Source organism: Dyella sp. GSA-30 (assembly GCF_027924605.1).
Classification (GTDB): Bacteria; Pseudomonadota; Gammaproteobacteria; order Xanthomonadales; family Rhodanobacteraceae; genus GSA-30.
In genome coordinates this window covers 3831459-3856217 of the sequence record NZ_AP027042.1, presented here as the reverse complement: position 1 = coordinate 3856217, position 24759 = coordinate 3831459, and the positions used below count along the sequence as shown (strand labels likewise).

General features: G+C 61.5%; 1 protein-coding gene. It reads left to right on the top strand.

Going from position 1 to position 24759, the window contains the following annotated elements; all coding sequences use genetic code 11:
- The first annotated feature begins 5 nt into the window (after positions 1–5).
- Positions 6–24740: a non-ribosomal peptide synthetase gene (locus QMG46_RS16385; RefSeq protein ID WP_281848915.1), complete on the top strand. Its 24735-nt coding sequence runs from the start codon at positions 6–8 to the stop codon at positions 24738–24740.
- Positions 24741–24759 lie beyond the last annotated feature (19 nt).

Here is a 24759-nt window from a genome sequence, read left to right as displayed (position 1 = left end):
CGATCATGAACGACCGTCAGATTCCGCCTCAGGAAATCCCGTCGCAGGCCGTTGGTGAGGAGGTTGGCGATCCCCGTGTCGATCGAGGCGATATCGCCATCGTCGGTATGGCCTGCCGTTTCCCGGGCGCGGACAACTACGCGGCATTCTGGGAAAACTTGTGCAACGGCCTGTCCAGCATCAGCGAGGTGCCGGAAAACCGCTGGGACAAGGACGCGTTCTATTCGGCCGACGGGCGCGATACGAACAAGTCGGTCAGCAAGTGGGGCGGCTTTGTCGACGGCGTGGAGTATTTCGACGCGGACTTCTTCGGCATCTCGGCGCGCGAAGCCCAGGTGATGGATCCGCAACAGCGGATCATGTTGGAGCAGGCATGGGCGTGCATGGAAGATGCGGGCTACGATCCCAAGGTACTTAGCGGCACGAATACTGGCGTCTATATCGGCGTATTCAACTTCGACTACGAAGACCACCTGAGGCACGCCCTCGATGCCATCGAAGGCCATGTTTCCACAGGCACGCACACCGCACTCATTCCCAACCGCATCTCGTACTTCTTTAATTTGCACGGCCCGAGCCTGCCGATCGATACCGCGTGCTCCAGTTCGTTGGTCGCGCTGCACAAGGCAGCCCACGCCATCCGTCGTGGCGAATGCGACCAGGCGCTGGTCGGTGGCGTGAGCGTGCTGTGCAGTCCCACGCATTTCATTTCATTCTCCAAGACCGGCATGCTGTCGCCGGACGGCAGCTGCAAGACCTTCGACGAGCGCGCTAATGGCTATGTGCGCGGCGAAGGCGCGGCGATGGTGCTGATCAAGCCGCTCGCCACGGCGATCCGCGACAAGGATCGGATCGTCGCGGTGCTACGCGGCACCGCGGTCAATCACGGTGGCCGTGCCCGCACGGTGACCTATCCCGGTTCGCTGGCACAGTCGAACGTGATTGCCGCGGCCTTGCGTGAGGCCGATGTGCCCGTGAGCAGTATCGGTTACGTCGAGGCGCACGGTACCGGCACGCCCAAGGGCGACCCGATCGAAGTGGAGGGGTTGAAGCTGGCCTTCGCTCGCGTCGCGGCCGATCGCGGCGAAGTCTTGAACGAACAGGCCTGCGGTATCGCCAGCGTCAAGACCAATATCGGGCATCTCGAATCGGTGGCCGGCCTGGCCGGCATGATCAAGACGATCCTGTGCATGAAGCATCAGGCGTTTCCGCCGCTGGTGCATTATCAGAAACTCAATCCGCGTATCGCGCTGGACGACAGCCCGTTCTTCATTGTCGACAAGGCGCAACCGTGGCCGGCCAAGGTCGACGACCGCGGCGTAGCCCTGCCGCGCCGTGCCGGTATCAGTTCGTTCGGTTTCGGTGGCGTGAACTCGCACGTGGTGATCGAGGAGTATGTCGAGCCCGTCGAGGCCACCCCAAGCGAAGCGGCACCCGAGTCGGTTCTGGTGGTGTTGTCCGCCAAGACGATGGCAGTGTTGCGCGAACGGGTGCAGCAGTTGCTTGTGGCCATCGCCTCGCCGGAGATGCGTGATGCCAGCTTGGCTGATCTCGCCTATACGCTTCAGGTGGGGCGGCAGGCGATGGCGGCGCGCCTCGCCCTGGTGGTCGATTCGTTCGAGGCGTTGCAGGCGCAGCTGGAAGACTGGCTGACGGGGCAGGCGCAAGGTGTCTTCGTCGGCGAGCTGTCGGCGGAGAAGCTCGCTCAAACCGAACCCGTGACACTGATCGATGGAAATCTGCACGCCATCGCGCAGGCGTGGGTCGACGGGCAGGCGATCGATGGAGCGAGTCTGCACGAGGTGGGCAAGCATCGCCGGCTGGCGTTGCCAACCTATCCGTTTATCAGGGAAAAGCACTGGGTCGAGGCCAAGCCCTGGTTGTCAGCGTCGGCACCGGCTGCAATACATCCGCTGGTGCATCGCAATACCTCGACGATGGCGGGCTTGCGCTTTAGCAGCCGCTTTACCGGCAAGGAAAGCTTTCTCGCCGATCACGTGGTGCAAGGTGTGCCTACGCTGCCGGGCGCTGCGCAACTGGAGATGCTACGTGTCGTGGCGGCCCATGCGATTGCCGCCAACGGCCAGCTTCGCCTGAAAGACATCGTGTGGCTTCGTCCAGTGGTGGGCAGTTCCGAACCGCTAGATGTGAATATCGCGCTGTTCCCCGAACGTGCCGGCGAATACAGTTTCGAGCTCTACGACAACGCGGATGGCGATGAAGCCCAGGTTTATAGTCAAGGCTCAGTCGTCCGCCTGATCGATACGACATCCGGTGCCAGGGAAACGCACGACCTCGACGTCATGCGTCAGCAATGTGCGCAAGCGCATTTGTATGCGACCGAATGCTATGCCGCGTTCGACCGTATGGGTTTGAACTATGGCCCAGCGCATCGTGGCTTGGGCGAACTTTTCATCGGGCAAGGACAGGCACTGGCCCGGATTACGTTGCCTGACGCAATCAAGCCTATCCACGAGGGCTATGTTCTTCATCACAGCGTCGTCGACGCGGCACTGCAGGCGACGATTGGTTTTCAGGCTCATGATGCCGGCCACTGGAACGAGGCAACGTCCATGTTGCCGTTCGCACTGGGCTCGCTGGATATCCTGAGTCCTTGCGTCGATAGCATGTGGGCAGTGATACGTCGTAGTACCGGTTCAACCTCGGCTGATGTTCTGCAGAAATTCGATATCGATCTATGCGACGACACGGGTGTGGTCTGTGCTCGACTGAGCGAGTTTTGTGCGCGCACCGCGGGGCAAAAGGAATCTGCTGAGCCGGTACAAGCGGTTTCGCCGCAGCGCGATGAGGTGGTACGGGCAGCGCTCACATCGAGCGCGCCGACGGACGAACTGCAGGAAAAGGCGATACGTTACTTCGTTCGGTTGCTGTCGAGCGCACTGAAGCGTCCGGCTCATAGCATCGATGCACGCGCGCAAATGGAGGCCTACGGCATCGACTCCATCCTCGTGATGGACCTGACCCGAACCCTGGAAGAAGTCTTCGGTCCTCTATCCAAGACGTTGCTGTTCGAATATCAGACGATTGCAGCGTTGGCTGGCCATTTCATGGAAAACCACCGTGCGCGCCTGAGCGAAGTACTCGGTGATACTCCTTACGATGCGCCCGAACCTGCATCGCCCTCCGAGCAGGACGTGCCGGTCGTTACCACGTCAGCCTCACGCCGCCCGCGCTTTGGCACTAACGAGCGTGGCTTTCAACAGGCGAGCGCCCAGTTCGGCGATATCGAACGTTTCAGCCCGATGGCAGGCAAGGACGTCGGCGAGATTGCCATCATCGGTGTGGCGGGACGTTATCCGCAGGCCGCCAATCTCGAACAGTTCTGGGCCAACCTGAGCCAGGGTAAGGACAGCATTACCGAGATTCCCGTCGAGCGCTGGGATCATGGGCTCTACTACGACGCGGATCGCAGCAAGACCGGCAAGACGTACAGCAAGTGGGGCGGCTTTATCGACGGCGTCGACCTGTTCGATCCGCTGTTCTTCAATATCTCGCCACGCGAAGCGGAGCTGATGGATCCGCAGGAACGACTGTTCCTGGAGTGCGTGCACGCCACGCTGGAGGACGCCGGCTATACCCGTGAAAACGTGGCCGAGGACAGTAGCGTCGGCGTGTTTGTGGGCGTGATGTACGAGGAGTACCAGCTTTACGGAGCGCAGGAGCAGGCTAGGGGGAACAACCTTGCGATGCTCAATAGTGCTGCATCCGTAGCGAATCGCATTTCGTACTTCTGCAATTTCAATGGCCCCAGCCTGGCGCTGGACACCATGTGCTCGTCGTCGCTGACGGCGATCCATCTGGCGTGCCGGAGTCTGCAACGTGGCGATTGCTCGGTAGCGGTCGCTGGTGGCGTGAATGTGTCGGTGCATCCGAACAAGTACCTGATGCTGGCCCAGGGCAAGTTCATTTCCGGCAAGGGCCGCTGCGAGAGTTTCGGTGAAGGTGGCGAAGGCTATGTGCCGGGCGAAGGTGTGGGCGCAGTGCTGCTTAAGCCGCTGTCGCAAGCGATTGCCGATGGCGACCATATCTACGGGGTGATCAAGGCCACTGCGATCAATCATGGCGGCAAGACCAACGGTTACACGGTGCCGAATCCCAATGCTCAGGCCAAGGTGATCGAGCGAGCCTTGCGCGAAGGGGGCGTCGACGCGCGTTCGATCAGCTATATCGAAGCGCATGGCACCGGCACCAGCCTGGGCGATCCGATCGAGATTGCCGGATTGTCCAAGGCGTTTCGAGGCTGGACGCAGGACAAGCAGTTCTGCGCGATCGGTTCGGCCAAGTCGAATATCGGCCACTGCGAAAGTGCTGCCGGCATTGCCGGTGTGACCAAGGTGCTGCTGCAGCTCAAGCACGGCCAGTTGGCACCGAGCCTGCATTCGAGCGTGCTCAATCCGAACATCGACTTTACCGGTACCCCCTTTGTGGTGCAGCAGGAGCTCGCGCCCTGGCCGAGGCCGGCGCGAGATGGCACGCGCATCGCAGGCATCTCCTCGTTCGGTGCGGGCGGTGCCAATGCGCATGTCGTTATCGAGGAGTACGTTGCAGCTACCGTACCGCGGGCGATACCGGGGCCGGCCCTGATCGTGCTGTCGGCTCGCGATGAAGACCGGCTGCGCGAACAAGTACAGCGGCTGCTTGAAGCCATCACTTCGGATGCAGCTATCGACTTGTTGGACCTCGCCTACACGCTCCAGCTAGGACGTGAGGCCATGGAGGAGCGGCTGGGCCTGGTCGTCGGCTCGCTGGCCGAACTACGTACGAAACTGAGTGCTTATGGCGCCGGCGAGACGGGTATCGAGGAACTGTATCGGGGCCAGGTAAAGCAGACAAAGGGGGCGCTCGGTGCGCTGGCCGGCGACGAGGACATGACCGCCGCCGTCGATGCATGGATGGCCAAGGGCAAACTGGGCAAGCTGCTCGATCTATGGGTGAAGGGACTGTCGATCGATTGGACAAAGCTTTATGGCGAGACGAAGCCGCGCCGGATCAGCCTGCCGACATACCCGTTCGCGCGCGAACGCTATTGGATACAGGTCGGCAACGATCGTCCACTCAGCGCATCGGGCATCGACAAGACGCTGCATCCGCTGCTGCATCGGAACACATCGAGCTTCTCGGTGCAGCGCTTCAGCACGCATTTCAGCGGCGACGAATTTGTCCTGGCCGATCACGTGGTACGTGGCGCACGCATCCTGCCCGGCGTGGCGCAACTGGAGATGGCGCGTTGCGCCGTGAGCGAAGCGATCGAAGACGAATGCACGCTGCAGTTATTGGACATCGCCTGGCTTCGTCCGGTGGTCGTGGATACGGACGGGCTTGACCTGCATATTGCCCTGATGCCGCAAGAAGGCGGCTCGATCCGTTTCGAAATCTATCGTGATGCCGAAGACGGCGATAGCGTGATCTACAGCCAGGGGTCGGTGGTTGCCATTGATGATGCGCAGCCTGTCGCCGAGACAATGCACGATCTTGTTGCCTTGCGCGAGCAATGCACCTCGTCCATGGCCGCTGCGCAGTGCTATGCCGCATTCGATACCCTTGGCCTGGACTATGGCCCCGGCTTTCAGGGTTTGAGCGAGCTGCACGCGAGCCCGCAGCATGCGCTGGCAAAGATCGTACTGCCGGCGGCTGTTCAAGCGACGCAAGAAGATTACGTTCTGCATCCCAGCCTGCTGGACGCGGCGCTGCAGGCCACGCTGGGGCTGATGCTGGCGGCCGATGAGGCGAATGCGCTGTGGCTGCCTGCCACGCTGGGATCGCTGCAGGTGTTGACGCCTGGTACTCCCGCATGGGCAGTTGTGCAACATAGCGCTGGCGACATCATGGGCGGTACGTCGCGAATGTTCGATATCGACCTTTGCGATGACAAGGGGGCAGTATGTGTGCGCTTCAATCGCCTCGAACTGCGTTTGACGACGGGTGTCACCGGGTCGGACAAGGCCTTGCAGACGTTGTTGGTGAGTCCGTCTTGGTTTACGCAACCCATCACAAATGATGCTGCCGTTCGCATGTTCGCTCAGCACCGAGTCTTGCTGTGCGGTGTGAATCCAGACGACGCGGATCGCTTGCAGGCGCAGATGCCGGAAGCGATTTGTCTACCTTTTGGCGGTGATCCTTCGCAAGGCTACGAAGCGGCAGCCGTCACGCTGCTGGAACTCCTCCAGGGCTTGAACAGCCAGCCTGGACAACATCTGATCCAGCTGGTTGTGCCGCGCGAGGGCGAAGGCGCTCTGCTAGCCGGCCTCGGCGGCATGCTGCGTACGGCGCAGGTGGAGAACCCGCGTCTGGTCGGTCAGCTTATCGAGGTCGAAACGGGTCAGGATGTGGCGCAAGCGCTGGCGCAGAATCGCGACAGTCTTGCGGTGCATATACGTTATGCCGATGGGATGCGTCAGGTCAGCGGTTGGGCGGAGCTGCCGGAGGCGACGCAGACGGTTGCACCGTGGAAGGCACATGGGGTCTACCTGATTACGGGCGGCGCAGGCGGTTTGGGGTTGATCTTCGCGCGCGACATCGCGCGACAGGCGAAGGGAGTTACGCTGATCCTGACCGGGCGATCGGTCATGGACGAACGTATCCAGGTCAAGGTACGCGAGCTGGAAACCCTGGGCGCCGTCGTGCGTTATCACGCAGTCGACGTCGCCGACAAGGCGGCTATCACTCAGCTGGTGCACAGCCTTCCGGAAGAGTACGAAAGCCTTGACGGGATCATCCACAGCGCCGGAGTCCTGCGTGACAGCTTCCTGATCAAGAAGACCCGGCAGCAGTTGCATGAGGTATTCAGTGCGAAGGTAGCCGGCACGCTGAACCTGGACGGGGCGAGTGCAGATATCGCGCTGGATTGCTTTATCGTCTTCTCCTCCATTACCGCCGCGATCGGCAATGTGGGGCAGGCAGACTACGCGGCAGCCAATGCATTCATGGATGCGTTTGCTCATTACCGCAGTGGCCTCGTTGGTCGGGGCCGACGCCGGGGGCGCACGCTGTCGATCAATTGGCCGCTATGGGCCGAAGGTGGCATGCAGGTCGACGACGCCACGCGCTCGTATCTGTTGCGGGACATCGGTATGGCACCATTGCCCACGGCCACTGGCACCGCGGCGCTGGCACAGGCATTGAGGAGCGATTCCTCCCAGGTTCTGGTGGTCGAAGGCTTGCTGCATCGTCTCAAGGCGACGCTTTCGATGGCGGATGCACCGGTGGCACCCGCTACCGTTGTCGTCGAGACCGATAACACGGAACGGACATCGGAAGACCTGCGCGAAAAGACCATACGCCATCTGGCACGCACCTTGTCGGCAACGCTCAAATTGCCGGCACACAAGATCGATACGAGCGCGCAGCTGGATACTTACGGCATCGATTCCGTGATGATCATGGATCTGACTGCCAAGCTGGAAAAGGATTTTGGCTCGCTGCCGAAGACCTTGTTCTTCGAATACCAGACGCTTGCAGCGCTGTCCGATTACTTTTTGAAGCAGCATCAGGCCATATTGCTCGACCTGCTTGGCGAGAAGGCGATCGTTGCCGCACCGGTAGCCGCGGCGAAACCCGTTAACCAGAGGAGGGGTACCTCGATCCTCCAAAACCGATCGCGCTTTGCATCGCGTCATGTGCAACCTGCGCAGGATGCGATCGCGATCATCGGATTGGCGGGGCGCTATCCACAGGCTGGGGATGTGGAGACGTTCTGGCGAAACCTGAGCGAAGGCAAGGACAGCATCACGGAGATCCCGCCGGAGCGGTGGGATTGGCACCGTTACTACGACGCCGATCGCAGCAAGCTGGGGACGACGTACAGCAAGTGGGGCGGGTTCCTGGATGAGGTGGACAAGTTCGACCCGCTGTTCTTCAACATATCTCCGCGCGAAGCGGAGTTGATGGATCCGCAGGAGCGGCTGTTCCTGGAATGCGTGCACGCCACCCTGGAGGACGCAGGCTATACCCGGGACAACGTGGCCGAGGAGCGCGGCGTTGGCGTGTTCGTCGGTGTGATGTATGAGGAATACCAACTGTACGGAGCGCAGGCACAGGCGCGCGGACAGAATGTGTCGGTGTCCAACACTGCCGCGTCCATCGCCAACCGCATTTCGTACTACTGCAATTTCAACGGCCCCAGCCTGGCGCTGGACACTATGTGCTCTTCGTCACTGACGGCAATCCACCTGGCCTGCCAGAGTCTGCAACGTGGGAACTGCGCCGTGGCTATCGCCGGCGGTGTGAACGTGTCGATTCATCCGAACAAGTACCTGATGCTGGCCCAGGGCAAGTTCATCTCCGGCAAGGGACGCTGCGAGAGTTTCGGCGAAGGTGGCGAAGGTTACGTGCCGGGCGAAGGCGTGGGTGCGGTCCTGCTCAAGCCGTTTTCGCAGGCCATCGCCGATGGCGACCATATCTACGGGGTAATCAAGGCAACCGCCATCAACCATGGTGGTAAGACCAACGGTTACACCGTGCCGAATCCGAACACACAGGCGCAGGTGATCGAGCGTGCGCTGCGCGAAGGTGGCGTGGATGCGCGCTCGATCAGCTATATCGAGGCGCACGGTACTGGCACCAGCCTCGGTGATCCGATCGAAATCGCGGGCTTGAGCAAGGCGTTCGGCCAGTGGACGCAGGACCGTCAGTTCTGTGCGATCGGTTCGGCCAAGTCAAATATCGGGCATTGCGAAAGCGCGGCCGGCATCGCGGGCGTGACGAAGGTGCTGCTGCAGTTGAAGCATCGACAACTCGCGCCGAGCCTGCATTCGAGTGTGTTGAATCCGAATATCGATTTCGCGGCCACGCCGTTCGTCGTGCAGCAGACACTGTCGCCATGGGAACGACCGATACTGGAGCAGGGCGCCGTGAAGCGGGCCTATCCACGAACCGCGGGCATTTCTTCGTTCGGCGCGGGCGGTGCGAACGCGCACGTGGTGATCGAAGAATACGAGCCGCAGCTGCAAGCTGCCGCGTTCAGCACTGGCCCCGCGCTGGTATTGCTGTCGGCCCGCAGCGAGGAGCGACTGCGCAAGCAAGTGGATCGGCTGCGCACGTTCCTGGCCACGCGACAGGAAGACGCTACGCTGCGGCTGCACGACCTGGCCTATACGTTGCAGGTAGGTCGCGAGGCGATGGACGAGCGCCTGGCATTGATGGTGAGCTCGCTGGAGGAGCTGCGCGAAAAGCTCGGTGCCTATGTAGCAGGCGAAACTGGGATTGATGAGCTGTATCGGGGACAAGCGAAACGGACCAGGGAAGTATTGTCCGCCTTTGCAGACGACGAGGAAATCGCCACCGCGGTCGACACCTGGATCGCGAAAGGCAAGCTTGGCAAGCTGCTCGATGTCTGGGTCAAGGGCCTGTCGATCGATTGGGCGAAGCTCTACGGTAGTGCCAGGCCGCACCGCATAAGTCTGCCGACCTATCCGTTCGCGCGTGAACGCTACTGGATACAGACGGGCGACGAGCGCGCGGTTGTCCCATCCGCTGCCGGCATGGCATTGCACCCGCTGCTGCACCGGAACACTTCCGATGTGGCCGGGCTTCGTTTCAGCACGCATCTGACCGGTGAGGAGTTTTTCCTGGCCGATCACGTGGTACGCGGTGCACACATCCTGCCCGGTGTGGCCCAACTGGAAATGGCGCGTTGCGCGGCGCGCGAAGCGCTCGGCGAAGATAACGGACTGCAACTGCGAGACATCGCCTGGATACGTCCAATCATCGTTGGCAGCAGCGGGTTGGATCTTCATATCGCGCTCTATCCCGAAGACAGCGGTGAACTGCCGTTCGAGATTTATAGCGACGGCGAAGATGGCGAGCCGGTGATCCATAGCCAGGGTGTGATCGCGAACGGCAATCCTGTGGTTTCTACGCTGCACGACCTTGCTGCGCTACGGGAGAAGTGTGTCGTTTCTCGTCTGGATGGTCCCCAGTGTTATGCACTGTTCGAGCAGATGGGTCTGCGCTATGGCCCGACGTTCCAGGGGCTGAGTGACCTGCTTGTCGGGCCGGTTCAAGCTTTGGCTCGCATTGTGTTGCCCGAATCGGCTCCGACGCAGGGTTATGGATTGCACCCGAGTTTGCTGGATGCGGCGCTGCAAGCGACGCTGGGTCTACAAATAGGCCCGGCGATCGAGTTGACGCCGATGTTGCCGTTCGCCCTGGGTACCTTGGATGTGCTGCATCCGTGCACGTCGTCAATGTGGGCCGTGGTGCGCCATAGCGCCGGCAGCAAATCGGGCGACGCGGTGCAGCAGCTCGATATCGATCTTTGCGACGAGCATGGGAAGGTGTGCGTGCGCTTCGGGCGCTTCAGCCTGAGGCCGATGACGGCTGCTGTCGCGCAGCGGCCCGCCGAACCGAGGGTCGCGGCCGATACATTGAGCCAGACACTGTTGTTCCGCCCTGCGTGGAATCCGCTTTCGGCCGCTGAAGTAGCCGATCCTGGCTATGTGCGGCATGTCGTGCTGCTGGGTGTGGACGCCGATGATGTGGAACGTCAATTACCGGGCGTAGTTTGCGTGCGGTTGACGGCTGAAAATGATGTTGCCAGACGTTTTGGTGCAGCGGCGAATGTCCTGCTGGAACAGCTGCAGATGTTGAATGGGCAGTCCGGAAAGCGGCTGCTGCAGGTCGTGGTGCGTGATCGAGACATGCTGCAGGGTCTGGCGGGCATGTTGCGCACCGCGCAGCTGGAAAATCCGAATATTACCGGTCAGCTTGTCTGTGTCGAGGCAGGTCAGAACATCGTCCAGGCAGTGCTGGAAAACCGCGGTAGCGATGCGCAATACGTGCGTTACGTCCATGGAGAGCGCCAGGTTGCTGGCTGGGCTGAATACACGGAAGCGGGCGAAGCGCGCTCACCGTGGAAGTCTCAGGGCGTTTACCTGATCACGGGCGGCGCCGGTGGCCTGGGCTTGATCTTTGCGCGCGACATAGCAAGCCAGGTTCGGAATCCTGTGCTGATCCTGACCGGTCGTTCTGCGCTGAACGATCGCATCCAGGCCAATGTTCGCCAACTGGAAACGCTCGGCGCCGTCGTGCGCTATCACGCCGTCGATGTCACCGACGCGGCTGCCTTGACGCAGCTGGTACGCAGCATTCCGGAAGAGTTCGAGAGCCTGGACGGTATCATCCACAGTGCCGGCGTGGTCCGGGATGGTTTTATCGTCAAGAAAACGCAGCAACAGCTGCGCGAGGTGCTGAGCGCCAAGGTGACCGGCACCCTCAATCTCGACGAAGCCAGCCGTGACATGGCGCTGGATTGCTTTATCTGTTTTTCGTCGATAGCTGGCGCCCTGGGCAATGTGGGGCAGGCCGACTATGCGGCGGCAAATGCTTTTATGGACGCCTTCGCGCACCATCGCAGCGATCTGGTCGCGCAGGGTCTGCGTCACGGGCGCACGCTGTCGGTGAACTGGCCGCTATGGGATGAGGGTGGCATGCAGGTGGATGCCGCCACGCGTGACATGCTGGCTCAGCAATTGGGCATGCAGGCCTTGGCGAGCGACAGTGGCGTACGGGCCTTGAAACAGGCGATGGCCAGTGGGTTGAACCAGCTTGTGGTCGTTGCCGGTGAAGCCACGCGCATCCGTCACGTACTGCTGGGCAAGCCGCAGGAGGCTGCCCCGGCATTGCCGGTTGCCGCGGTCGATCAGCGCGATGCGACGACAAGCCAGGCCGATCAGACGCTGCCGGAGAAACTCAAGCGTGCACTTGTCGGGACGGTCTCTTCGCTGATCAAGGTCAAACCGGAGGACATCGATGGCGAGACGCCCTTGATGGAATACGGTTTCGACTCCATCACGCTGACCGAATTCGGCAACGCCCTGAATCGCCAATATCGACTCGAACTGAAGCCCACGATCTTCTTCGAGTATCCGACATTGGCTGGCCTGGTCGATTACTTGCTGCGCGAACACGCGATATTGCTGGCACCGCAGTTGGAAGTGGTGCGTAGTGCATCTCCCGCCACCGTTACGGTGGCGGCGACCTCAGTGCCGGTATCGGCACCGGTGCCGGCGCAGAAGCTCCGCCGCACACGCGGTTGGAAACGGTCCGGTGCGGTGCAGGCAGGTGCTCCTGCGGCCGCCACACGGTTCGACGTCGCGATCATCGGGCTTTCCGGGCGTTACCCCGGTGCTGCCGACGTCAATCAGTTCTGGGACAACCTTGTCGCGGGACGTAGCAGCGTCTCCGAAGTACCACTGGAACGCTGGGACAACAGCCTGGTTTTCGACGAACAGAAGCAGCAGCCCGGCAAGACCTATAGCAAATGGGCCGGCCTGCTCGATGACGCCGATTGCTTCGATCGACTGTTCTTCAACATCACGCCTGGCGAAGCGCGACTGATCAGCCCGCAAGAACGGCTGTTCATGCAGGAGGTCTACGCGAGTATCGAAGACGCCGGCTATACGCCGGAGGGCCTGTGCCAGAGCAGAAAGATCGGCACATTCGTCGGCGTCCTGAATGAGAGCTACGCCACCGGCGTACGCTTCTGGTCGATCGCCAACCGCATTTCCTATCTGCTCAACTTCCAGGGTCCCAGCATGGCGGTCGATACCGCCTGCTCGTCGTCGCTGACGGCGGTGCATCTGGCGATCGAAAGCCTGCGCAGCGGCGACAGCGAAGTGGCTATTGCCGGCGGGGTAAATCTGCTCGTTACGCCGGATCACATGATCGGTCTGTCGGCATTGACCATGTTGTCGAGCGACAACCAATGCAAGCCATTTGCCGCCGATGCCGATGGCTTTGTGGATAGCGAGGCCGTGGGTGCGCTTGTGCTCAAGCCGCTGCAGCGCGCGGTTGCCGATGGCGATCATATCTATGGCGTGATCAAGGGCAGCGCGATCAATTCGGGCGGCAAGTCGCATGGCTACATGACGCCCAACCCGAACATGCAGGCACAACTGGTGAGCGACGCGTTGGAGCGTGCAGGTGTCGATGCGCGTGCGGTCAGCTATGTGGAGGCGCAAGGCACCGGTAGCCATATGGGCGACCCGATCGAGATCGCCGGCTTGACCCGGGCATTCCGAAACTGGACCCAGGACAAGCAGTTCTGCGCCATCGGTTCGGCCAAGTCCAACATCGGTCACAGCGAGAGCGCGAGCGGCTTCGTGGGGATCAGCAAGGTCGTGATGCAGATGAAGCACCGCGCGCTGGTGCCGAGCCTGCACGCCGATGCGCTCAACCCGAACATCCCATTCGCCGACACACCTTTTGTCGTGCAGCGGAGCCTGGCCGATTGGCCGCGCCCGATGGTGAATATTGACGGTCAAGCACGTGAGTACCCGAGGATAGCGGGCGTCTCTTCATTCGGCGCCGGTGGGGCGAATGCTCATCTGGTGATCGAAGAGTATGTTGTGCCGACCGAAGCGGGCCGGGTGGCACATGGTCCGGCCATGGTCGTACTGTCGGCTCGCGACTCCGATCGACTGCAGGAGCAGGTGCAACGCTTGTTGTCGGTCATCGCGCCTCCCGTCGACCTGGCGCTTGCCGATGTGGCCTACACGCTGCAGGTGGGTCGTGAAGTGATGGAGGAGCGGCTGGGCTTGCTGGTTGAATCGCTTGACGACCTGCGACTCAAACTTCGTGCCTATGCCGAGGGCAAGACCGACGTCGAAGGCGTGTACCGAGGCAAGGCCAAGCGCCAAGCCATGGCGCTGTTCTCGGGCGACGAGGATATAAACGACGCCGTCCACGCCTGGGCCGCCAAGGGCAAGTTCGGCAAATTGCTCGATCTGTGGGTAAGAGGCTTTAACGTCGACTGGAATGCTTTGTATGGGGCAGGCGGCATGGCCCGACCCCGTCGCGTCAGCTTGCCGACGTATCCGTTCGCACGAGAGCGCTACTGGACCGATGTTCCCTATCCGGATGCCCCGGACACGCTTGTCGCCGCGGGTCTGTCATCGACTCGACCTCATGCCTCGGCTTCCGTCGTGCCACCCGCGCATACCTTGCCCAAGGAGCAAGCCCCGGCGCTGGAAGCCAGCCAAGAACAACGGATGGTCGCTATCTGGCAGGAGTTGTTCGGACGCCCCTCCATCGAGATGGACGATGACTTCTTCGAGCTAGGCGGGCATTCCTTGCTGGCAACGCAGTTGATGTCCAGGATATACACCGAGTTCGGCGTCGAACTGCCGGTCAGCGCGATCTTCGATGCACCGACCGTAGAAGCTCTTGCCGCAACGATAAAAGGGGCCGCTCCGGCTCTGGCGGTCGTACAGGAAATGCCTTCGGCAATCCGGCCTATAGGACGGGATGCGCCGCTCCCCCTGTCGTTTGCCCAGCAGCGGCTATGGTTCCTCGACCAATACGAAGCCCGGCGCGAGATATACAACATCCCGGTGACGGCTCATCTGACCGGCCGCCTCGATGTAGATGCGCTGTCTTACACGCTCAACGAGATCGTGCGCCGCCATGAAGCGCTACGCACCGTGTTTGCGATCGTGGACGATGAGCCGGTGCAACGCTTCCATCCGGACTTGCCACTAGCGCTGAAGGTTATCGACCTCAGCGGCTCGCCGCCTGCGGAGCGAGAGGCGCAGCTGCAGCTTCGCGTGCAAGAGGAAACCGTCAAACCCTTCGATCTCGTCACTGGTCCCTTGATCCGTGCCAGCCTCATCCGGTTGACAGAGGTTGATCACACGTTGCTGTTGACGATGCATCACATCGTTTCGGACGGCTGGTCGATGGGCGTCGTAGCGCGGGAGATGGTCGCCCTGTATCGAGCCTTTATGGAGGGCCGGCCGTTGCCGCTGCCGGAGCTGCCGATCCAGTACGCGGACTTTGCGCACTGGCAGCGCGATTGGCTCCGTGGCGAGGTGCTCGAGCGACAACTGAGCTACTGGAAGCGTCAACTGGCCGATAGCCCAAGTTTGCTGGCCTTGCCCACGGACCGACCGCGACCGGTGCAGTCGAGTCACATCGGCGCAACGTTGCCGTTCGCATTGCCGGCGGCGTTGGTGTCCAGTCTGCAGGCACTCGGTCGGCAGACGCAGAGCACGCTATTCATGACGCTGTGCGCTGCGTTCAATGTGCTGCTGGCCCGCTATTCGGGGCAGAGCGACATCTGCATCGGCACGCCGATCGCCAATCGCAACCGTGCCGACATCGAGGACCTGATCGGCTTCTTCGTCAATACGCTGGTGTTGCGTACCCAAGTCGATCTCTCGCTCGATTTCAACGGCCTGTTGCAGCAGGTGCGACAGCACACCCTGGATGCTTATGCCCACCAGGATGTACCGTTCGAGCAACTGGTCGAGGTCTTGCAGCCGGAGCGGCACACCAGTTACACGCCGCTGTTCCAGGTGATGCTGGTGCTGCAGAACATGCCCATGGGCGAGATGGCCATGCCTGGCCTGTCGATGACCATGCTGGAGAGCAAGGGCGCCACGGCCAAGTTCGACCTGACGCTGACCTTGACCGAGGGCGAGGAGGGCTTGTTCGGCTGTTTCGAGTACAGCACCGAGCTGTTCGAGGCGCATACGATCGAGCGTATGGCCGGTCACTTCACCCGATTGCTGCAGGCGATTGTGGCAGACCCTGGCTGTGCCGTCGGCCGTTTGCCGATGCTGGATGACGCCGAGCGCCATCAGCTGCTCCATATCTTCAACGACACCGGCATGGTTTCAGCGGGCGTCCAGCCTGGTATGCAGATGCTGCACGAGTTGTTCGAGGCACAAGCAGCGCGGACACCGGATCGGATCGCGGTAACGTACGAGGATGTCTCGTTGAGTTACGCGGAACTCAATGCGCAAGCCAACCGCCTGGCACGTCACCTGCGCCAACGGGGCGTAGGGCCGGATGTGCTGGTAGGCCTGTGCGTGGAACGTTCGGTAGCGATGATCGTTGGGTTACTGGGGGTTTTGAAGGCCGGCGGCGCCTATGTGCCGCTGGATCCAACCTATCCGGCCGAGCGTCTGAGCTACGCCTTGACCGATAGCGCGCCGGTCGCGGTGATCGTCGACGGCAAGGAAAACCTGCAGCAGTCCGTGCAAGATATCCTGCAGACCTCGACCGCACCCGTAATCGATCTGCGCAACGATGCCGGCGCGTGGGCGCATGCGGATGCGAACAATCTCGATAACGCCGCCCTCGGGCTGCAACCACATCACCTGGCTTACATCATCTACACCTCGGGTTCGACCGGTAAACCCAAGGGTGTCATGGTCGCGCACGGCAATGTGGTACGGCTGCTCTCCGCTACGGACCACTGGTACGGTTTCGGCGGGGACGATGTGTGGACCTTGTTCCATTCCTATGCGTTCGATTTCTCGGTGTGGGAGATCTGGGGCGCTCTGGCCTATGGCGGGAAACTGGTCGTCGTTCCACAGGGCGTAACGCGCTCGCCTTCCGACTTCTACGAACTGTTATGCACGCAAGGTGTCACGGTGCTCAACCAGACACCCAGTGCATTCCGTCAGCTGATCGCAGCACAAGGCGACAGCGCCAGGACACATCACTTGCGCTACGTCATCTTCGGCGGCGAAGCGCTCGAACTGAGCACGCTCAAACCATGGTACGAACGACCGGCCAATGCAGCGACGCGCCTGGTCAACATGTACGGCATCACCGAAACCACGGTGCACGTGACGTATCTGCCGATCGAGCCAGCCGATGCCCATCGTGCCGGTCCCAGTCCGATCGGCCGTCAGATTCCCGATCTGCAGATCTATGTGCTGGACACCCATCGCGAACCGGTACCGCTCGGTGTGGCCGGCGAGTTGTATGTGGGTGGTGCCGGTGTGGCGCGGGGTTACCTTAACCGGGCGGAACTGACGGCCGAACGTTTCATGGCCAATCCGTTCGTCGATGATCCGCAGGCGCGCCTCTACAAGACTGGCGATGTCGGCCGTTGGCTGGCCGATGGCAGTATCGAATACCTGGGGCGCAACGACGAACAGGTCAAGATTCGCGGTTTTCGCATCGAGCTGGGCGAGATCGAAGCGCGCATCGCCGATCATCCCGCGGTAAGCGAGGTAGTGGTGCTGGCGCGCGAAGACCAGCCTGGCGACAAGCGACTTGTCGCCTATGTGGTCGCACGGACGGGGCAAACGTTGCCGGATGAAGCGCAGCTACGCGCAACCGTGGGCAGGACACTACCCGAGTACATGGTGCCGAACCACTTCGTGATGCTCGAACGGATGCCGTTGACAGCCAATGGCAAGACCGACCGCAAGGCGCTACCGGCTCCGGGCACGGTGCGTAACGACGAGAAATACGTCGCACCGCGCACGTCGACGGAAGAAATTATTGCCGGTATCTGGGCGGAGGTTCTCAAGCTGGACAAGGTGGGTGTCCATGACGACTTCTTCGCTTTGGGCGGCCATTCGCTGCTCGCCATTGCCCTGATTCAGCGGATGCGTCGCGTGGATCTTTCGGTCGATATCCGTACCTTCTTTGTCGAGCCGACGGTGGCGGCGCTGGCGCTGGCTACGCAAAAAGGTGGTGCCGACATCGTGGTGCCCGCCAATGGCATTCCGCAAGAGTGCGCGCATATCACGCCAGACATGGTGACTCTGGCGACGCTGGATGGTGCGGACATTGCTGCCATCGAAGCGGGCGTGCCGGGAGGTGCTGCCAATATCAAGGACATCTATCCGCTGTCGCCGGCGCAGGAAGGCATCTTCTTCCATCATCTGATGGCCGAGGAGCGCGATGCGTACGTGATGGAGATGCTCTGGGCGTTCGAAACGCGTGGCCATCTGGATGCGTTCGCTTCGGCGCTGGAAACGGTTATTGCCCGCCACGATGCCTTCCGCACTGCCATCGCGTGGGAGGGGCTGGCCGAACCGATGCAGGTGGTCTGGCGGCGAGCTCCGCTGATCCTCGAAGAAGTCGAACTGGTGCAGGACGACGATGTAGCCGCGCAATTGCGGGCACGCTACAACCCGCTGAACTATCGCCTCGATGTACGTCAGGCTCCCTTGCTCAGGTGCTTTGTCGCCGAGGATGGGGCGCACGGCCGTTGGTTGATGCAGATCATGTTGCACCATCTGATCGACGACAATACGTCGCTCAAGCTGTTGATGGACGAACTCAGAACTATCCTGCACGGCCATGAAGTCACGTTGCCTGAGCCGCTGCCGTTCCGCAACTTCGTGGCCCAGGCCCAGTCCGGCGTAAGCCAGGCGGAGCACGAGTCGTTCTTCCGTTCGATGCTGGCGCAGGTCGACGAACCAACCGCACCCTTCGGCCTGTTGAACGTACAGGGCGACGGCGCGGATATCGCCGAAGCACAACAACAGGTCGATCCCACGCTGGCACGTCGCTTGCGCCAGTTGGCGCGCAAGTTGGGCGTGAGCGCAGCCAGCCTGATGCATCTGGCATGGGCGCAAGTGCTGTCGCAGCTTTCGGGGCGGCAGGATGTGGTGTTCGGTACGGTGCTGTTCGGTCGCATGCAAAGCGGCGAAGGTTCGGATCGGGTACTGGGCATCTTCATCAACACGTTGCCGGTATGCATACAGACGGGCACGAAGTCCGTGCTCGATGGCGTGCGCGATACGCATGTGCTGCTGACCCAGCTGCTGCGCCATGAACATGCATCGCTGGCGCTGGCTCAGCGCGCAAGCGGCGTGGTGGCGCCCACGCCGCTGTTCTCGTCGTTGTTCAACTACCGCCATAACGTCGGCGCGGACTCGGTCCTGACCGAAGAACTGCCGGGCATGCAGCTGCTCAACGTCAAGGAGCGCACCAATTATCCCTGCATGATGTCGGTAGACGACGCCGGTGATGGATTTGGCCTGGCCGTTCAGATATCGGATGGCGAGCGCGCACGACGGGTGTGCCAATACATGCACACGGTGCTGGAACACCTGGCCGATGCGCTGGAGTCCAGCCCGGAGGCGTCTATTGAAAGCCTGAAAGTCATGCCGACGGCGGAACGGGATCGGCTGTTGCATGCGTGGAACGACACGGCGACGATCTCCACGGAGACCAACCGTACGCAGACCCTCCAGGCGTTGTTCGAGGCACAGGTAGCACGTACACCGGACAGCATGGCGCTGATGCACAACGGCGTCGCGCTCAGCTATGCCGAACTCAATCGGCGAGCCAATCAGCTGGCTCATCACCTGCGAAGCCTGGGCGTCGGGCCGGATGTGCTCGTGGGGGTATGCATGACGCGTACGCCTGATCTGATTGCTTGCCTGCTTGGCGTGCTGAAGGCCGGTGGTGCTTATGTGCCGCTGGATCCTGCTTATCCGGCCGGGCGAATCGCGACCATGTTGGTCGACGCCGAGCCGCGAGTGTTGCTGACGCAGCAGCATCTGTTATCGGATTTGCCTCCGGTGGAAGGCATGACGGTGTTCTGCATCGATGCAGACGCTGCGCTATTGGCCGGCTGCCGCGACGATAATCCTGCGGCTGTCGCTGTCGGCGACCATCTGGCTTACGTGATCTACACGTCCGGGTCGACCGGCAAGCCCAAAGGTGTGGCGATCCAGCATCGCAATGCTGTCACGTTTATTCATTGGGCACTGGCTACGTTCGACGGCGACAGCCTCGACAAGGTGCTGGCATCGACGTCGATCTGTTTCGACCTTTCCATCTTCGAGATCTTCGGCCCCTTGAGCCGGGGCGGTTCGTCCTGGCTGGTCGATAATATTCTCGATTTCGCGGAGCGCGCGGACACGTTGCCGGTCACCCTGATCAACACGGTGCCCTCGGCAATGGCCGAAGTGCGTCGGAACAAGACGCTCCCTGCGTCGGTGAAGGTCGTCAACCTGGCCGGCGAGGCGTTGTCCAACACGCTGGTGCAGTCGCTCTATCGGCAGGCATCGGTCGAGAAAATCTACAACCTGTATGGCCCGTCGGAAGACACGACGTATTCGACCTTTACGCTGGTGGAGAAGGGTTCGAGCACGCCGGTGTCGATCGGTCGTCCGATTGCCAATACACAGACGTATATTCTCGACGCCCAAGGAGAGCCCGTTCCGATGGGCGTCGCCGGTGAGTTGTTCATTGCCGGTGACGGGCTGGCCCGTGGCTATCTGAAACGGCCCGAACTGACGGCGGAGAAGTTCGTCCCCAACCCCTTCAGTGCCATGCCAGGCGCGCGGATGTATCGCACCGGTGATCTGGTTCAGTATCGGGCGGATGGCCAGATCGAGTATCTGGGACGCATCGATCACCAGGTCAAGATTCGCGGCTTCCGTATCGAGTTGGGCGAGATCGAGGCTGCCTTGCAGACCCTTGCCAGCGAAGTGGTGGTGCTGGCGCGCGAGGACAACGCGGGTGACAAGCGGCTTGTCGCCTATCTGGTTGCGCATGACGGGCAACCCCTGCCGGACGAGACGCATTTGCGCACGATACTGTCGCAGACGCTCCCCGAGTACATGGTGCCGAGCTATTTCATCACGCTCGATCGTATGCCGCTGACACCCAACGGCAAGGTCAATCGTGGCGCGTTGCCGGCCCCGGACATGACGCGAAGCGATGAAGGTTATGTCGCGCCGCGCACGCCAGCCGAAGAAATCATGGCAGGTATCTGGGCGGAGGTTCTGAAGCTGGACAAGGTGGGCATCCACGACGACTTCTTCGCGCTGGGCGGCCATTCGCTATTGGCGACGCAGTTGATGTCGCGGATACGGCGCGCGCTGCAGGTCGAATTGCCCTTGCGTGCCTTGTTCGACGCGCCGTCCATCGTGATGTTGATGCGCAAGATGGTCGACGCCGAGGCTGGAGGCGGCGCGCCATCGCTGCAGCGGGCAAATCGCGATAGGCCGCTGGCCTTGTCGTTCGCCCAACAGCGCCTGTGGTTCCTGGATCAACTGGATCGCCAGAGCGCGCTCTACAACATCCCGGTGGCGCTGCGCCTGAAGGGGCATCTCGATGTGGTTGCCCTGGCCCGCACGCTCAACGAGATTCTGCGTCGCCATGAAGCGCTGCGTACCTGTTTTGCCGACGACGATGGATCGCCAGTGCAAGTGGTCATGTCCTGCGTGGACTTGCCGCTGGCTATCAGCGACCTGTCGGACTTGCCGGTAAAGGAGCGAGCAGTCGAGGCCCAACGATTGTCGATGGAGGAGGCGCAAACGCGATTCGACCTGGAGGCGGATCTGCTGATTCGCGGCGCCTTGTTGCGGCTGGACACGGAAGAACATGTCCTGTTGTTGACCATGCACCATATCGTCTCGGACGGTTGGTCGATGGGTGTGGTCGTTCGAGAGATGGCTGCGCTGTATCAGGCGTTCACCGAGGGCCGGCCATCGCCGTTGTCGGAGCTGTCGATCCAGTACGCCGATTTCGCCCAGTGGCAGCGCGAATGGTTGCAAGGCGATGTGCTGGAGCGACAGCTGAGCTATTGGAAGCGGCAGCTCGCCGATAGTCCCAGCCTGTTGGCCTTGCCGACCGACCGGCCGCGCCCGGCGCAGTCGAGCCATATTGGTGCGACGTTGCCGTTCGAGTTGCCAGCGACGCTGGTATCGGGTCTGCAGGCGCTGAGCCGGCGAACCCAGAGCACGCTGTTCATGACGCTATGCGCGGCCTTCAATGTGTTGCTGGCCCGTTATTCGGGCCAGAGCGATATCTGCATCGGCACGCCGATCGCCAATCGCAACCGCGCCGAGGTCGAAGACCTGATCGGCTTCTTCGTCAACACGCTGGTATTGCGCACCCAGGTCGATCTGTCGCTCGATTTCCATAGCCTGCTGCAACAGGTACGACAGCACACGCTGGATGCCTACGCCCACCAGGATGTGCCGTTCGAGCAACTGGTCGAAGCTTTGCAGCCGGAACGCCACACGAGTTATTCGCCGCTGTTTCAGGTGATGCTGGTGCTGCAGAACGTGCCGATGGACGAACTGGCGCTGCCTGGCCTGTCGATGAACCTGCTGGCTCATGAAAGTGCCCTGGCCAAGTTCGATATCACGCTGACCTTGACCGAGGAACGTGATGGCTTGCACGGCAGCTTCGAATACAGCACCGAGCTGTTCGATGCGCGCACGATCGAACGCATGGCCGGTCACTTTACGCAGTTGTTGCAGGCCATTGTGGCCGAGCCGGAACGTGCCGTCGGTCAGTTAGCCATGTTGGGCGAGGCCGAACGCCATCAACTGGTCGCTACCTTCAACGCCACCGACATGGCGTACCCGCATGTCCACGCGCTGCATGAGTTGTTCGAAGCACAGGTAGCACGGACGCCAAACCAGTTGGCAGTGATAGTCGAGGACGCGTCAGTGAGTTACGCGGAGCTCAATGCCCAGGCTAATCGTCTGGCACGTCATCTGCGTGAGCAGGGTGTGGGACCGGACGTGCTGGTGGGACTGTGCGTCGAACGTTCGGTGGCGATGATCGTCGGCATGCTGGCCGTATGGAAAGCGGGCGGTGCCTATGTGCCGCTGGATCCGGCCTATCCGCCGGAGCGGCTGGCCACGATCCTGGATGATGCCAAACCGGCCGTGGTCCTGACGCAGCAACATCTACGAGATCGCTTGCCGAACTCGCCGGTGTTCTGCCTGGACGGTGATGCAGGCATGTTGCGCAGCTATGCGGACGACAATCTGGACAATCAGACCTCAGCCACCCGCATGGCCTACGTGCTCTACACCTCCGGCTCTACCGGCAAGCCCAAGGGTGTGATGGTGGCCCACGGCTCGTTGTCGAACTACGTGTGGCACGCGGTACGCGAGTACCTGGGCGAAGACATCGTCGGCTCGGTGGTAAGTTCACCGCTGGGCTTCGATGCGACGGTCACGACCTTGCTGCCCCCGCTGATGGTGGGCAAGCCGATGGTGCTGCTGGCCGATGACGAACGAACCTTGCCGCAATTGTCGGCACGCTTGTTTGCCTCAGGCGCGCCCTGGTTGTTCAAGATCACCCCGGCCCATCTGGAAGCGCTGTCCTATATGGATCGTGCCGAAGCGGCAGGCGATGCAGCTCACTGCATCGTGATCGGTGGCGAGCAGCTCACCCTGGCGACGCTACGTCGCTGGAAGGGCGAACTGCTGCCGGCGGCAACCTTCGTGAACGAGTACGGCCCGACCGAGGCGACGGTGGGTTGCAGCATCTGGTCGCTCTCGGACGCGGCGGTGCTGGAGACACTTGGGGGTGTCGCGGCACCGATCGGACGGGCGATCGGCAATACCCAGTTGTATGTGCTGGGCGAGGGCATGCAGTTGCAGCCGATGGGCAGCGTGGGCGAGCTGTATATCGGTGGCGATGGCGTGGCGCTGGGTTACCTCGGTCGTGCATCGCTCACCGAAGAGCGTTTTGTCGCTGATCCGTTCACGGACAGATCCGGAGCGCGTCTCTATCGCACAGGCGATCTGGTGCGTTACCGGGCCGATGGCGAGCTGGAGTTCCTGGGTCGTGGCGACGATCAGGTCAAGCTGCGTGGCTTCCGAATCGAGCTGGGCGAGATCGAGCAGCAGCTGGCAGCCCTGGCCGACGTGCAGGCAGCGACGGTGATGCTGCGTGAAGACATCCCGGGCGAGAAGCGACTGGTGGCGTACGTGGTGCCGTCGCAGGGCCGCGGACAGGTAGCGGCCTATCGCACCGGCCTGGCACAACGGCTACCGGACTACATGCTGCCCAGCAGCTATGTGATCCTGGAAGCATTGCCGCTTACGGTAAACGGCAAGGTGGATCGCAAGGCGCTTCCCGTGCCGGACCTGACGCAAAGCGATGCCGTCCACCTCGCCCCGCGGACACCGACCGAGCAGATCATCGCCGACATCTGGATCGATGTGCTGAAGGTGAAGCACATCAGCGTGTCCGATGATTTCTTCCGGCTCGGCGGACACTCCTTGCTGGCGGTGCAGCTGGTGTCTCAGTTGCGCAAGCGAGCGGGTATCGATTTGGAGTTGCGTCATCTGTTCACCCATCCGACGCTGGGTGCACTGGCGGCGTTTGTCGATGCAAGCAAGCCGCCGTCACGGCATCCGAACCTGGTGCCCATTCGGCCTCACGGCCACGCGACGCCGCTGTTCCTGATTCACCCCATTGGTGGTGAGGTCCAGTATGCGTTCGACCTGGCACGGTATCTGGATGCCGATCAGCCGGTGTATGCCCTGGCAGCGAGTGGTATCGCCGCGGGCGAAACGCCTCAGGCAAGCATCGTCGACATGGCGCGCACTTATCTGGATGCCATGCGGCAGGTGCAGGCCTCGGGCCCGTATCTCATCGCCGGCTGGTCGCTGGGGGGCATGATTGCGTATGAGATCGCCCATCAGCTGCTTGCGATGGGGGAGACCGTCAACTTCGTCGGCATGATCGATACGGGCAGCAGCCCCTATTTGCGAGCTCAGCTACGTGCGGCAAATGTCGCCGAGTTCGACGAATGCAGTGCATTGATGCACTGGGTTGTCGACCTGTACCCGGTGGGCCGCGATATGCGGCAGCATTCCGCTTACGGTGAATTAACCGAACTGGCGGACAGCAAGGATATCGACGCCATGATCTCCCTATGCCAGCGCGAAGCACTGCTGCCCGAACATCTGGATATGCCGCTGGTACGGCGAATCCTGGCTGTCTACCGAGCTGGCGGCAAAGCGGCCGAGCAATACACGGCGCCACCGGCGGCAGTTACCGTGACATTCTTTGCCGCCGACCGTAACGAGGGCGAAGACGTGACGTTCGGGTGGCGCGATGTGCTGGGAGGGCGTCTTGAGGTGACGAGTATCGGTGGCAGCCATCTGTCGATCGTAAAGCCGCCGCTCATCGAGATACTGGCGCGCGAGATTTCAGGCCGGCTCAAACGTCGTTCCCAGAGCGCGGAATTGTCGCTTGTATAAGTTCACTCTTGCACTTTAG

Bases quoted from the DNA above. Each gene is read 5' to 3' on its own strand.
- QMG46_RS16385 (WP_281848915.1), top strand. From the start codon at position 6: ATGAACGACCGTCAGATTCCGCCTCAGGAAATCCCGTCGCAGGCCGTT.